General features: G+C 26.6%; 11 protein-coding genes. 4 read left to right on the top strand and 7 right to left on the bottom strand.

The features are described 5' to 3' along the window. Positions 1-32: 32 nt before the first annotated feature. Together NON08_RS02005 and NON08_RS02010 are read right to left on the bottom strand one after the other, a co-directional pair. Positions 33-3053, bottom strand: a complete 3021-nt coding sequence (locus NON08_RS02005) for an efflux RND transporter permease subunit (protein ID WP_256689858.1) — start codon at positions 3051-3053, stop codon at positions 33-35. A gap of 9 nt (positions 3054-3062) precedes the next feature. Continuing rightward, on the bottom strand, positions 3063-4127 hold the full coding sequence (locus tag NON08_RS02010) for an efflux RND transporter periplasmic adaptor subunit (protein ID WP_256689859.1): 1065 nt from the start codon (positions 4125-4127) through the stop codon (positions 3063-3065). A 189-nt stretch (positions 4128-4316) separates the two neighbouring features. Between NON08_RS02010 and NON08_RS02015 the strand changes: the two genes are divergently transcribed. Together NON08_RS02015 and NON08_RS02020 are read left to right on the top strand one after the other, a co-directional pair. Beyond that, entirely contained in the window at positions 4317-5414 is a 1098-nt protein-coding gene (locus NON08_RS02015; RefSeq protein ID WP_256689860.1) for an anaerobic sulfatase maturase, read from the top strand. A 31-nt stretch (positions 5415-5445) separates the two neighbouring features. Then, entirely contained in the window at positions 5446-7326 is a 1881-nt protein-coding gene (locus NON08_RS02020; protein ID WP_256689861.1) for an AraC family transcriptional regulator, read from the top strand. Between the two features lie 41 nt (positions 7327-7367). On the opposite strand, the gene NON08_RS02025 is transcribed toward NON08_RS02020, so the two are convergent. Next, complete coding sequence (locus NON08_RS02025; RefSeq protein ID WP_256689862.1) at positions 7368-8903, bottom strand: extracellular solute-binding protein; 1536 nt, start codon at positions 8901-8903, stop codon at positions 7368-7370. 280 nt (positions 8904-9183) lie between these two features. Here NON08_RS02025 and NON08_RS02030 point away from each other — a divergent pair, with 280 nt between their 5' ends. Further along, positions 9184-11112, top strand: coding sequence for an alginate lyase family protein (locus NON08_RS02030; RefSeq protein ID WP_256689863.1), 1929 nt, complete (start codon positions 9184-9186; stop codon positions 11110-11112). A gap of 42 nt (positions 11113-11154) precedes the next feature. On the opposite strand, the gene pfkB is transcribed toward NON08_RS02030, so the two are convergent. The 4 genes from pfkB to NON08_RS02050 are packed head-to-tail and all read right to left on the bottom strand — an operon-like array spanning position 11155 to position 14984. Further along, on the bottom strand, positions 11155-12072 hold the full coding sequence (gene pfkB, locus NON08_RS02035) for a 1-phosphofructokinase (RefSeq protein WP_256689864.1): 918 nt from the start codon (positions 12070-12072) through the stop codon (positions 11155-11157). A 3-nt stretch (positions 12073-12075) separates the two neighbouring features. Further along, entirely contained in the window at positions 12076-12927 is an 852-nt protein-coding gene (locus NON08_RS02040; protein WP_256689865.1) for a tagatose bisphosphate family class II aldolase, read from the bottom strand. Next, the gene (locus NON08_RS02045) at positions 12921-14048 is read right to left on the bottom strand and encodes an SIS domain-containing protein (protein WP_256689866.1); all 1128 of its coding nucleotides are present in this window, start codon (positions 14046-14048) and stop codon (positions 12921-12923) included. Before NON08_RS02045 ends, NON08_RS02040 begins: the two co-directional genes overlap by 7 nt. Continuing rightward, positions 14049-14984, bottom strand: coding sequence for an N-acetylglucosamine kinase (locus NON08_RS02050; protein WP_256689867.1), 936 nt, complete (start codon positions 14982-14984; stop codon positions 14049-14051). It lies immediately after the preceding gene. 201 nt (positions 14985-15185) lie between these two features. Here NON08_RS02050 and NON08_RS15005 point away from each other — a divergent pair, with 201 nt between their 5' ends. After that, entirely contained in the window at positions 15186-15914 is a 729-nt protein-coding gene (locus NON08_RS15005) for a GntR family transcriptional regulator (RefSeq protein WP_256689868.1), read from the top strand. Positions 15915-15917 lie beyond the last annotated feature (3 nt).

The following is a 15917-nucleotide window of genomic DNA, read 5'->3' on the forward strand; positions in this document are numbered from 1 at the left end:
ACCCCTCTGATCATTTTTTATGAAACTATATTTTAGATATACCTAGAAAATCTCTTTTTTCCTACCTCATAAATATAAAACAATACTGGAATCAAAACTAATGTTAATAAAGTTGAAAAAACTAAACCAAATATTACTGATATAGCCATCCCTTTATACATTTCACTTCCTTGACCTATACCTAAAGATAGAGGAATCATTCCAAAAACTGTTGTCATTGTAGTCATAAATATAGGTCTTAATCTTGTTTTACCTGCTTCTAATATAGCTTGATCCAGAGGTAATTCTCTTTCTAGTAAAATTTTAATATAATCTATCAAAACTATTGCATTATTAACAACTATACCAGCTAGCATAATTATTCCAACAAAAACCATCGTATTCGTCTTTTGACCCGTTATTAAAAGCCCACTATATACACCAATTACTGAAAGAGGAACAGTTCCCATCACTATAATAGGAAGTATGTATGATTCAAACTGTGCAGCTAATATAAAATATACTAAAAACATTGCAACCATAAACGCAAATTTAAGTTGATTATTTACCTCAGCCATATTTCTTCCGCTTCCGCCAAAAGAATAAGTTATTGTTTTAGGCAATCCAACCTCATCTAAAATTTCTTTTATATATTTTTGACCTGTTACTAAATCTAATCCATTAGCTGTATTAGCATCTATCGTTATCATTGTTATTTTATCCTCTTTATCAATTCCATATGCTCCCTCTCCTATTTCAAAAGAAGCTATATCTTTTAGTTTTACTACTCCTCCATTTTGAGATTTAATTCTCATCTCTTTTATTTTTTCTGGTGAATTTCTAAATTCTTCAGCAAGTCTTAAACTTACATCAACTTCCTCATTAGCAGTTTTTATCTTTATAGGAGCTCCTCCTAATATTTGATAACTTACTGATAATGTCAAATCGTTAACTTTTACTCCATAGTATTCCATTTTTTTCCTATCCAACAATATTCTCACTTCTGGATTACCATTAACCATTGAGTTATTTATATCTGTAAATCCTGGATTTTTAGACATTTTTTCTGAAATTAATTTTGAAACATATCCTAATTGATTTAAATCGTCTGATTTTAAAATTAGAGAAATATCCCTTCCTGTTCCTCTTCCAAAAGCCATTCTAGGAACTAAGTTTAATTTTACATCAGGTATATGGGATACTTTTTTTCTTGTCTCTCCCATAATCTCTTGTACTTTTTTATTTCTTTCATTTTTTGGTCCTATATCTACTATTATAGATACAGCTTCTTTTCCAACTGAAGAGATATATTTTCTAGTTTGTGAGTCTTTCCCTACAATTTCTTCTAACTCTTTTGCTACTCTATTAGCTTTTTCAATTTCCATTCCACTTGGAAGCTCAGCTATAATACTGTAAATTCCATCGTCGGTTGTAGGCATAAATTCTCCTCCAATATTTTTTGAACCATATCCCACAACTCCTATAAATAACAATAGCATTCCTAAAATAACCATTGCTTTATGTCTTAAAGATATTGATAAAATTTTTGAATAATAATTTTTTATAAACTTTAAAATTTTTCCCTCTTCATGTACCCTTGTTTTTGATTTTAAAATTCTACTTGAAACCATTGGAACAAAAGTTATAGCTATTATTAATGAGGCTAATAAGGAAAATGTTATTGAGTATGCCATATCTTTATATATCTCTTTGGCTCTTCCCTCTCTTATAACTATTGGTATAAATACAGCTATCGTTGTTGCTGTTGAAGCTATTATAGGAATAATGACTTCTGTTGCTCCATTCTCTGAAGCTTCCATTCTATCTTGGCCTAATTCTGTTAAATGTCTAAAAATATTATCTAATACAACTATAGAGTTATCAACTAGCATTCCAACCCCTAATGATAATCCCATTAAAGATATTATATTCAACGTCATACCTTTAGCTCCAAAAAATCCAAAAGTTGCTATTATTGAAACTGGAATAGCTACAGTTACAACTAGTGTCGCTCTCCAATCTCTTAAAAAAATAAATAAAATAATACCAGCTAATACAAGTCCAGTTATAGCGTTATTTTCAACAGTATTTATTGATCGAGTTATATCCACTGCTGAATCTCTATTTATTGTAAAGGAAGCTCCTTTAGGTAAAAGAGGTTCTATTTTTTTTAACTCTTCTTTTGCTACTTTAGAAATTTCAACAGTATTTCCAACATCACTTTTTTCAATGTTTATTATTATATTTTCTATGCCATCTGTTCTTCCATAACTACTCCTATCTTTTATTCCTAATTTAACATCTGCTACGTCTGTTAAATATAAAGTTTCTCCATTTGTATTTTTTAAAACAATTTCTTGTATATCTTCTAATGCTTTAGCTTCTCCTGATACTTTTACTAAATACTCTTTATCTCCTTCTCTTATGTATCCAGAGGGGAAATTTAAACTTGCACTTTTTAATGTACTATACAAATCAGTTATTGAGAGATTATATGCCTCTAATTTTTCAGGGTCTATATTTATACTAATCTCTTTTTCCAATCCACCGAAAATACTAACAGTTCCTACTCCATCAATTCTCTCTAATCTTGGGATAACAACATTATCTGCAAAACTTTTTAAATTTATTAAATCTTCTCCTCTTAGACCTATAAGCATAACTCTATCTCCTGAAGAAGATGTTTTTCTTATTACCGGTTCATCTATATCATCTGGCAAACTATTTCTTATTCTACTTACTGCTGTTACCAAATCATTTACCTTATTATCTATAATAACTCCGTATTCAAATTCAACTGTCAATGCCGATTTTCCCATTGTAGATTTAGTTGTAATTCTCTTAATTCCTTCTACACTAGTAAGACCTTTTTCAATCTCTTTAGTTACTAGCTTCTCCATATCATCTGGTGAAGCTCCTTTCCAACTTACTCGTATAGCTGCCATTGGCATATTATAATTTGGCATAAGTTGTGTTTTCAAATTAACTAATGTTAAAATTCCTAAAATAACCATCGATATTATTATCATCATAGTGACAACAGGACGTTTTATTGAAAATTGTGCTATATTCATCTGTTCCCCCTAGTTTAAAATATTTACTTTATCTCTATCTTCTAATAAAAATTGACCTTCAGTTACAAGATTCATATTAGCGTAAAGTTCATCACTTATTATCTCTTGTTTATCTCCATTAGAATAGCCTCTTTCAACTTTAATTCTCTTAGCTTCACCATTCTCCACTACAAATATATAAGAGTATAACTCTTTTATAACTATTGAATTTTTAGGAACTAAGTATCCTGTTTTACTTCCCGTTTCTACCATTACTTTAGAATACATTCCTTTTTTTATTTTACCTTCCAAATTATCTATTTCTATTTTAATTTGATATTTTTTATTATCTTTATTGGCCACAGGATTTATTTCGTAGACATTTCCAAAATAATTATTTTCAATACCTTCTAAATCTATTTCTGCTTTATTTCCTACAGATAAATTACTTATTTCATGAACTGATACTCCAGTTCTAACAAGAATTTTACTATCATCAACGATTGTTACTAAATCAGTATTTGGCGCTATTTTTTCGTATAATTTTAAATTTAAGTCTGTTATAACTCCATCTAATTTTGCTTTTATCACCAAATCTTCATAATCTTTTTTAGCTGCTAAATATATTGCTTGTGAAGTTTTTAAGTTTCCTTCTCCTTGAAGATAATTAGTTCTTTTTAATAAATACTCATCTTCTGATATCAATTGTTTATCGTAAAGCTGCTTAAATTTTTCATAGTTTTTCTTCTTTATTTCAAAATCTGCTTTATTAGAAATATATGAAGCTTGAGCTTTTAAATATGTCGATTGAACCTCTTGATCTTGTAAAACTAAAACTATTTGACCTTTTTTTACTTTATCTCCATTTTTAAAATTAATTTGTTTTACAGTTCCACCTGTTTTAGTTACAGACTTTACCTCATTTAATGGCTCTGTCACTCCGCTTGATATATTTAGCCTCGTTATTTTTTCTGGTTTTATTTCAGAAATTTTAATATTTTTTCCTAAATTCTCTTTAACTTTTTGTTTTCCCTTATCGCTATTGCACGCTAGTAATATCGTTGAAATTAATATTACCAATAACTTTTTTATCACTTTTTTTCCTCCAGTTTATTATTTTGTATATAAAACTATTTTAACATATTTGGTATTTATTTGCACTTTTTATATCGTAGGAATATTATACTATATTTTTTATATTTTTATCCACTTTTGCTAATCAAATATAACTTTTTTAATATCAATATGTTATAATAAAGTACATATTTTGGGGAGGTAAATTCAATGAATCATATAAATCTTTTAATAAAACCATCATCTAGTCTTTGCAATATAAATTGTGAATATTGTTTTTATAGTGATGTGGCATCCAATCGTTCTCATCATAGTTTTGGATTTATGACTTTAGAAACTTTAGAAAAATTAGTAAAAGAAAGTTTTTTAACAGCTAAATCATCTATAACATTTTCTTTTCAAGGTGGAGAACCAACTTTAATAGGAATTGAATTTTATAAAAAATTTCATAATTTTATAAAAAAGTATAATGTAAATAATATTAGTGTTAGTTTTGCTATGCAAACTAACGGTATTCTTTTAAACAAAGAATGGATTAATCTTTTCAAAAAAGAAAATTATTTACTTGGAATTTCTTTAGACGGACATAAAGATATCCATAATTTTTTCAGAAGAGATAAAATTGGAAAAGGAACATTTGCTGAAACATTTAAAAATATTAAGCTTCTTCAAAAAAATAACATAAATTTTAATATTCTTTGTGTTGTTAATAAAAAAACAGTTGAAAATATAAAAGAAATATATACTTTTTTTAAAAATTCTAAATTTAAATATTTACAATTTATACCTTGTTTAGATAAGCTTGATAATTCTACTGGTGATTATTCTTTAACAGAAAAAGAATATGGATTTTTTTTAGACGAACTCTTTAGCTTTTGGTACACTGATTTAAAAAATAAAAAATACACAAGTATTCGTTTTTTTGATAATTTACTTTCTGTTATCTTAAATAATCAAGCTGAATCTTGTGATATGAATGGACACTGCAGTATAAATACAGTGGTTGAAAGTAATGGTAACATATATCCTTGTGATTTTTATGTTCTAGATGAGCTCTTACTAGGAAATATACATAACATTTCTCTAAAAGAGATTTTAACATGTGATAAAGCGCTTAATTTTGTAAGAAGCTCAATAAAAATCGATGAAAATTGTAAACATTGTAACTATTTTAATCTTTGTAAAAGCGGATGTAGAAGACATAAAAATTTTCAAGATGGAACTTTTAAAAATAGATTTTGCAACTCTTTTAAATATTTCTATTCTAAAAATATAAATAAACTTTTAGAAATTAGTCGTTCTTTTTAATTTTCATACTAAAATACCAAGAGGAGCTTACATGATTAAGTTAAAAAAAATTGAAAAGATTCTATTTTTAGTTTTTATCTTTAGTAATATTTTATTAATTTGTTTAGTTTACCATAAAGAAAAAGAAAATTATAATCAAGCTTTAACTGCTCAAATTGAGGAAAAAAGAAAACTATTTGAGTTAAAAACAAATTTATTGTATTCATCAATTTTAGATCTTAAAAATGATAGTACTTTTTTAGATTATGATTTAAATCCTACACCTTATAATCTTTTAAAAGTTTTTAAAACCCTAAAAATAAAAAATAGTTTTTTTAGCAAATTTGGATATACTATATCTTTTGGAAATAACGATTCAAATACTTTTATAACTCCAGAAGAAACAACCAGTAAAGAGATTTTTTTCAATAATCTAGGTTTATCTCCAAACTCTCTTTCTAATCTTGAAATTAAAGAGAAAGATTCAATAATATATCTACTTAATCTTCCATCTAAGCTTGAACCTTTACAAAAAAGTTTATGGCTAATCAGCATTGATAAAAACATTTTCTTTTCTGATATAAAAACAGATAATATTGATAATTGGAAAATTAAAAAAAATACTTTAAAAAATATAGAGCCGTATAGTTTTAAAAATAATAGTTTTGATTTCAATTTAATATTTTACCCTAACGAAAAAAACATTCTTTCCTTTATCATATTGGACATCCTTAAAATATTATTTTTAAATATTTTTATTTTTATATGTATTTTGAAAATCTTTAAATTTTTTCAAAATCCAATTATATATATTAATCAAAGAAAAAATTTAAAAGATTATATTTTAGGAACAAAGAGTCTAAAAGAAATTGAAAGTTTTACAAGTAAATTTGAAAACTTGTCTTTTCCTATTCGGTTAGTTTTAATAGAAGTTTTAGATTCTGATACTTCTGAGTTTTATGCAGATATTTTTCCACCTATAAAAAAATATCTTATTGATTCACTTAGTAACTCTAATAATTACGAATATGTTGATATTGATTATAAAAGTATTCTTTTTATAGTTTCTAAAGAGACTTTAATTGATATTGATTATGGATTTTCTTTTTTATTAGAAAATATCGAAAAAAAATATAAACTTAAACTCACTGGATCTATATCTAATGAAATTTTAAATATTATCAATATTCCTAGAGAGTATATTAAATGTAAGCGAATATTAAATTATAAATTTTTATATAGTAGCTGTTATATCCTTTTAGAGAGCCTTACAAATAAGAGTATTCCTAGCTTTTTCTATTCTATTGAAATAGAGAATAAATTTTCAAATAGACTATTAAATGGAAACTTTTTAGGCTGTCAAAAAATAATTGATGAAATTTTTGAAGATATTGATTTCAATTTAGATAAAAATAAAGTCAATGAATTTTCATTACTTCTCTCCAATACATTAAATAGAGTTATTTCTCAGCTAAAACATCTTAATCCAAATAATAAGATAGATGTTTATTTAAAAGAAACAAATCTTTTTAATCTAAAAAATTCACTTTTAAAAAACTGTAAAAAAATTTGTGATTTAAAAGAAATGGAAGAAAAATCTAACGAAACTGAAATCAAAAGCAAAATACTCCAATATTTAGAGAATAATTATTCAAAAGATTTTTCTCTTGAGGATTTGTCTGATTACCTAGGCTTCTCTTTTAGATACACGAGTTTACTTTTCAAAAAAAATATGGGAGATAATTTTAAAAACTATTTAAACCTTTTCAGAGTAAATAAATCTAAAGAGATTATTCAAAATGATAAAACTATTAAAATTAAAGAAGTTGCTGAATTAGTTGGCTATAATAGTTCTAATACCTTCATACGAATTTTTAAAAAATACGAAGGTGTCTCTCCTGCAAAATTTTTTTTGGAAAATTTAAAAGACTAATTCTTTTCATAAAAAAAGAGAGAGATAAACTCCCTCTTTTTTTATGATTGAACTCTATCATACGCTCTCTGGTTTATTTCAATAAGCTCTTTTAATCCAAGTTTATTAACTCTTTCAACAAATTGATTATATGACTTATCAAAATCCTCAGCTCCTAAGACCCACTTTTGACTCATCTCATCTAACGCCATTGATATTTGAGAACTTATCTTTTGGACTTTTTTTGCTTCTTCTGGTGTATATTTAAATAATGGAACCTGATCCATTATATAACCATTTGCCATATACATTTCTGACCATTCTGTAGCCTTTTTATCTCCCCAAGCCTTTTCATACTCATAATCTTGACGTGCCCCTATTTTAAATTGTAATCCATTATCTCTTAAAACTTGAAGTGCATTTTTTCCTGGAGCTTTCATTACTTTATCAGTATACTGTTTTTTCCCATCTTGATCTCTTACGAAAGTATCTCCTTCAACTCCCCAGTTATAAAGTTCATACCCTTTATCCGAGAACCAATAGTCCATATATTTTATAGCTGTTATAGGATCTTTAGCACTTGCTGATATTCCCCAACCACCTAGAGATGTTGTTCTCGCATCTGGTGCATAACTTTGTCCTTTATATTCAGGTGGTGCTATTGCTATAAACTCAAATTTTTCATTCTGCTTTTTTAATTCTTCATCATTATTATATCCAGTAGTACTTGCAAACCAGTCAAATGTTACTCCTCCAACGTCATTACGAAGCATATAATCTCTTCCACTAAAACCTCTTGTATAAATTTCAGGATCGATCAATCCCTCTTTATACCACTTTATTACTTCTGGCATAGCTTCTTTAAACCTTTCTTGAGTTGGTCCATATTTTACTATTCCATTATCTAAATAAAACCCATACTGAGCTCCAAATAATCCTACTAACTCTTTTGTTGCAAATTCAATAGTTCTATCAAAATATGGTATTTCATCTGCTTTTCCATTTCCATTTGGATCCTGTTCTTTAAAAGCTTTTAAAACTTTGTAAAAATCATCCATAGTTTTTGGTACATCTAATCCTAGTTTATCTAACCAATCTTTTCTTATAAACAATCCTTGAGATGCCTTCATTGCATACCAATCATAATAGCATGGGATATAATATATTTTTCCATCTGCTGCAACTGCATCCATTTTATATCTTGGATATTTTTCAAAAAAAGCCTTTATGTTTGGAGCATGCTTATCTATTAATTCATTTAAAGGAACCATCCCTCCAGACATCCCTAAATTTTCTATTTTTTCTGGGTATGCATAAGAAATTATATCAGGTAAATTTCCAGATGATACAGCTAGATTAAAAGCTTGTACTTCGTCTGTTAAATTTTTTGATGTTGCACTTTGTAATTTTACATTTGTATCTTTAAATGCTTCTCTAAAAATTAACCAATTTTCGTCAAATACTTTTCCATTTTGAATTGCTAATATTGATAATGTTACAGGTTTTTCTACTATTTTATAATTATTAGTTTCATCAGAAAAACTTTTCATTCCTAATAAAGTTAAAGATAAAATTAACATCATTTTTCTTTTATACATGTCTAATTCCTCCTGTAAATAATTCTTATTTTGAGTATACCTTTTTACAAAATATTTTTTCAATGGTTTTTTTTCTAACTATATGCTTTTTTCCTGTTTTGAATATACGATTTTTTTATATTGAAAATAGAATATTTACTTATAGTACAACTAAATGTATTATAAAATAAAAATAGCTAATCATTTTAAAACTAGTCTTTATTTTTCTATGAAACGAGTCTATTTTTCCTTGTAATACTATATTTATAATACTTTTAATAATAACTATATGGAGGCATCAATGAATTACTCTTTTGAAAAAACAAATAAAAAAATAATTGAAACTTGTGACTTGCTTTGCAAAAATACTTTTATTTTTAATCACAAATGGGATATGGAAGTTTGTAAAACTCCTTTCACTTTTTCTAAGAATATTATTTGGAACAAAATACCTTTTGGTGATCCTGAATGGACTTTTATGCTAAATCGTCATAAATTTTGGATTTATTTAGCTAAAGCTCATATTTTAACTTCTGATGAAAAATATTTAGAGACTTTTAAATTTCAAGTTAACTCTTGGATTGATAGTGTTGATATTTTTAATGAGGAATATAAAAATTGTGCAAGAACGATTGAAATAGGAATTAGATGCTTAAACTGGATAAAATCATTAAACATTTTAAAACAATCATCTGTCGATATAGAATCTATTGAAACAAAAATGGTTAATTCTCTTATTTCTCAAAGTAAAGTTTTAATTGATATTTATGATGATTTTAGAACTCTTAGTAACTGGGGAGTTATGCAAAATTGCGGTTTAATTTCTTTAGCTCTTAATTATAAAGAAAAATACCCTATATTAAATGAATACTTGGATATTGCTCTTAAAAGATTAGAACATCAGTGTAAAATACAAATTTTACCTGATGGCATCCACTGGGAACAATCTCCTATGTATCAAAACGAAGTCTTAAATTGTCTTTTAGATATTTCATTTGATTATAAAAATTTAAACTTAAATATACCTAATTTTATTTTAAATAGTATTAAAAAAATGGCTTATAGCAATGCTTATATGAAAAAACCTACTCATTGTCAACCTATGCAAGGTGATAGTGATGAAACAGATTTAAGAGATATTATTACAAAATCGGCCTATATATTAAACGATGGTTATCTTAAATATTTTGGTTATGAAAATGTTGATTCTGAGTCTATATGGGATATTAAAAAAGATAATATTTCAAAGTATCAAAATATTATAACTAAAATTCCTGATTCTTATTCTAGTGCCCTTAAAGAAAGCGGTAATTTCTATTTACGAGATTCTTTTGAGGAAGATAGTAACTACCTTTGGTTTAGGTGTGGGTCTTTAGGAAGTGGACATGGTCACGGAGAGCATTTACATTTTGATTTAGTTTGTAAAGGTGAAAACTTTATTAGTGATCCTGGTAGATTTACTTATGTTGAAAATAATATAGATCGTGAATTTTTAAGAAGTTGTTTTGCTCACAATACAACTATTGTTGATAATAAACCTTTTAGTGAATTTTATGGAGCTTGGGGAATAACTAAATCTGCTTTAACTCTCAATACTTATCACTCTTTTAATGAAACATTTGATTATATTGAAGGAGGTCATTTAGGATATCTCTCTCTAGAAAATCCTGTTATTGTAAATAGAAAAATTCTTTATTTAAAAAATAATCTATGGATTATTATTGATGAATTTTTAACTGAAGGTTCCCATGAATACTCTCAACTTTTTAATTTCGAGCCTGACAAACATCCAATTGTAAAAAATAATGAAGTATTTATTCCAGGGATTTCTACTAATTTATTTATGTATTGGTCTGATAAAAATTTAAGTTTAAATCTTAAAGAAAGTATTTTTTCTACTGAATACAATAAAAAATCAAGTAATTACCAACTTATATCTAATATAAAAGGCAATGGAAACAAAACTATTTTCACTGTTTTATCTTGTGATAATATTGAAGTTGAGAACATTCAAGTTTTAAGAGGTGATTCTAGCTATGTAGCATCTTGTGAAGCTGCAGCTATTAAAATAACTTTAGATAGTAAAACTTCTTTTACAATTTTTAATGGAATGATAGATATTAACAATCAGAAAAAAAGTTATTTAATTGATAATATATTATTTTATGGAAAAACTGGCTTTATAAAAAAATCTGGCAATGATGAAGTGATTGAAATTATTAAATATTAACTTAAATACCCTCTCTTAGAAATTTCTAAGAGAGGGTATTTTTTAAATCTTTTCTATTGTTATTTTCTCTAATAAATCTTTTACAGTATCTAAATCTATAATTCCTGTCCCTTCTATCATAGCGTTAGAAATTCCACAAGCCATTGATAATTTTAAAGTTTCATTCATCGATTTTCCATTATTTAATCCATACGCAAAACCTGCTATACTAGAATCTCCACTTCCTACAGGATTTTTAACCTTAATTTTAGGTATATTTATTTTAAAAACTTCATCATTTTCATTTATAAATATAGCACCATCTTTTCCTAGAGAAAGCAATAAATTTTTACATCCCTTATTTTTTATTTCCTTAGCACCTTTTAATAACTCATCAAAACTTAATAATTCTCTTCCTAAAAGATTTTCTAACTCTTCTCTATTAGGTTTTATTAAATAAGGTTGCCCTTTAATACCGTTAATTAAAAATTTACCACTTGTATCTAGAAGAACCTTCTTATCTTTTGCTAATTCACAAATTACTTCATATATATCTTCTTGAACTCCTTCAGGCACGCTTCCACTTATACAAATAGTTTCAGATTTATTTATATTTTCTCTAAAAAATTCTAAAAATTTATTTACATCTTCTTGTGATACTTTTTGCCCAGGCTCCAATATTTCTGTTTGAGTATTATTACCTAATATAGCAATACAAGTTCTTGTTTCTGAATTTGTCTTTATAAAACTATCTACAATTCCATCCTCTTGTATTTTCGAACTTATCCATTCTCCACTATTTCCACCTAAAAATCCACTAGCTTCTACTTTTTCACCTAGTAATTGTAACACTCTAGATACATTCAAACCTTTTCCACCAGCTGTTTTATGTGAATTGCCTCTAAATACATTATTAATTTCAAAATTATCAATTTTATATCGTACATCAATTGCAGGATTCAAAGTTATTGTCAATATCATATCTTATCCTTTATTGTCACTTTTACACATTAAAATTTTATCTACTACCACTTTTTTCATAGCTTCTTTTGCTGGAATTAAATATTTTCTAGGATCACTTTCATTTGGATTTTTTAAGAAAAATTCCTTTAAACTTTCTGCAAATGGCATTTTTAACTCTGTTGCTATATTAACTTTACATATTCCTTCTGTTATTGTTTCTCTTACTGAGTTAAAAGGAACTCCAGAAGCTCCATGAAGAACTAAAGGAATATCTACAACTTTTTTAATCTCTTTCAATCTTTCATAATCTAATTTAGGCTCATTTTTATATAACCCATGAGCTGTTCCTATAGCAACTGCTAATGAATTCACTCCTGTTCTTTCTACAAACTCTTTTGCTAATTTAGGATCTGTATAAGAAGATTCTGACTCATCAACTATTAAATCATCCTCTTGTCCTACTAATTTTCCTAATTCAGCTTCTACACTTACATCGTATCTATGAGCAAAATCTACTACTTCTTTTACTATGTTTACATTTTCTTCAAATGGATGATGCGATGCATCAATCATTACAGATTTGCATCCTAAAAGAATAGCTTTTTTTATGCTTTCTATATCTTCGTGGTGATCTAAGTGAAAGGCAATTGGAATGTCATATTTATTACTTGCTGTTTCAATCATATTTATCAAGTATTCAATTCCTGCGTATTTAACTGTACTAGGTGTTGCGGCTAAAATAACTGGTGATTTTAATTCATTTGCTGTATCTACAACTACTTGAATTGTTTCTAAATTATGAATATTAAAAGCTGGTACTGCATACCCTCCTTTTTGTGCATCTAATAACATCTGATGTGTTGAAACTAACATTTTGACTCCCCCTTATAATCGTATATAATTACTCCTTGAACCACTCTATTTACCTCTCCTGTTGGGCATGGATTATCCGGATTAATTCCATAGCTTAAAGATTTATAAAAAGCAAATAGCTGTGCAAAATAGATATACCCAAACATGTTGAATACTTCATCTATATTTTCTCTATTACTATTAAAAGTAAAGTAATAATGAGAATTTTCTTTAGCTTCTTTTGAATTTTTCATATCTAAAGTTACTAATATTTTCTTTTTATTTTCAGTATACATCTCTTTTAATAAATCTAACTCATACTTTCTTGTATACTCATTATTTGATAACATTGTTATAATCATTGTTGTATCATTTATTATTGATTTTGGTCCATGTCTAAAACCAAGTGGAGAATTATAGTGTAAACTTAAATTTCCAGCTGTTAATTCTAAACATTTCAATGCAGACTCTTCTGCAACTCCTTTTAAACATGAGCTTCCTAAATATACAATCCTTGATACATCTAGTTTTATTAATGTGTCAATTAAGGCTTTCATTTGCTCATCATTAATTTCATTCACTGTCGCTTTTATTATATTTTCAATTTTTTCTAAACATTTTAAATTAAATATTAATAATCCTGTTAAAGACATACATGTAAAACTACTTGTCATTGCAAATCCTTTATCATTAGATTCTTCTGGCATTAATAAAACCAATGATTTTAAATCACTTTTTTTATTTTCTGCTAATTTTCCATCTTTATTACAAGTTATAACAATATGACAAATATCTTCTACTATTTCATCTGCTAACTTTACAGTTGCAACACTTTCTGGACTATTTCCTGAACGTGCGCATGAAACTAAAACTACTTTTTCATTCTTTTTTAAATAGTTTTCGGGATTTGAAACAATATCTGTTGTTGCTATAGAAAGTACATTTCCTCCCAAAAATGGAGTTATACTATTTCCTACAAACTCTGAAGTTCCAGCTCCTGTAAAAATAACTTTTCTATCTTCTATATTATTGTTTTTTAAAAATTCTTCAATTTTTAAACTATTTTTTTTAATTACTTCAATTGTTTCTAACCACAATCTCTTTTGTTGCTCAATTTCCTTTAAAGTATAAAACTCTTTCATCTATCTATTCTCCCCCCATAATTTTAATGCATATAGTGCTGATCCATAAACTGGTGTATATTTAGGTTCAATTATTTCTACATTAATGCCATTTACTTTTAAATAATTTTTTAAATCTTTAAATATATATTTAGAAGCTTTAAATACTCCACCAACATAAGAAACTTTTATAGGTTTCTCTAAAAAATCTATTTTTCCTATTATTGATCTTATCATAAGTCCGATTTCTATTGCTGCCTCTTCAAATATTTCTAAACAATATGAATCATTTGCTTCTGCTCCTTTATAAACAATTGTTGAAAGTTGAGCTATTTTTCCTCTATCTAGAGAGTAGTGGTTGTAAATTAAATCAATTAGTTCAAAATCTTCTTTTATATTAAGTTCTTTTTTCATAATTTCATATAATGCTGTTTTAGGATATCTTCCATCTGATTGCTTTGTAAATATTTCTATTCCTTTTTTAGCAATCCAATATGCAGAACCTTCGTCTCCACAAGCATGACCCCAACCACTAGTTCTAGCTTCTTCTCCTAACTCATTTATTCCGTACCCTATTGCTCCTGTTCCTGCAATTATATTTATACCAGGTAAACATCCTAAAGAACCTGCCCAACCAGCTTTCATGTCATTCCCCAATTGAAATTTTATTCTAGACCATGCCTTTTTAGCAACTTCTTCTATTTTTTTTTGATCCTCTTTTATTTCTCCATATCCAGGAATACCTGCAAATATGTATCCTATGTTTTCTTTATCTATATCTAATTTTTCTAATACCTCTTCTACTATTGATACTAATAATTTTTCTAATCCATTAAATCCTATTTGTAAATAATGACCTGTCCCTCTTTGAAAACTTAAAACTTCTTTTTTATTTTCATCTACTACAGAAACTGCTGTTTTTGTGCCTCCGCTATCAATTCCTATAAAAAATACCATACTATACCACCCCGTACTTTTTACTACTGGTATGTACCAGTTAAAGAGATTATAATTCTTTTTCATTATTTTGTCAATTCTTTTTTTAGTTCTCTTTATAATATTATTATTTAAATTTTATAATTAAATATAATTTTTTCAAGACAAATTTACATAACTTTGATATAATTTGAAAAGTTAAATATTTAAGGAGGTATTATAGTGATTGATAAATCTTCTACAACACCCTTATATTTACAATTAGTAAATATAATTCTAGAACAAATTAAAAATGGTACGTACAACGAAGGTGCTAAAATTCCTTCGGAAAGAGAACTATCAGAAACTTTTAATATTAGCAGAGCTACTGTTCGTCAAGCTCTATCAGAACTTGAAAAGCAAAAGGACATCTATAAAATACATGGTAAAGGAAACTTTGTTTCAACTAATAAAATTAATCAAGAATTAAATGGATTTTACTCTTTTAGTGACGAAATGATTAAAATTGGTAAAATACCTGGAAATAAAATTTTAAACTTAATTCTTAAAGAAGCTGGAAATATTATTGCTGCTAAATTAAATATAAAATCAAACGAAAAAATATTTATTCTTAATAGAGTACGTTTAGCTGACGGCGAAGCACTAATGTATGAAACTACATATCTTCCTCATTGGAGATTTAAAGAACTCTATGAAAAAGATATTGAAGAAAATGGATTATATAATCTTATGAAGAATAAATATAATGTTTCTATATCGTATGCTGAAGAATCTTTTTCTCCTTGTATTTTAAGTGAAAGTGATAGTCTATTCTTAAATGCAATTTCAGGAGATTGTGGAATGTTATTAGAACGATATACTTTTGAAAAGAATAATGTTATAGAATATACAAAATCCATTGTAAAAGGAAATAGTTTTAAATATAAAGTTCGTTTAAATAATTTTAATTAATTT

Source organism: Cetobacterium sp. NK01 (assembly GCF_024506395.1).
Taxonomy (GTDB): domain Bacteria; phylum Fusobacteriota; class Fusobacteriia; order Fusobacteriales; family Fusobacteriaceae; genus Cetobacterium_A; species Cetobacterium_A somerae_A.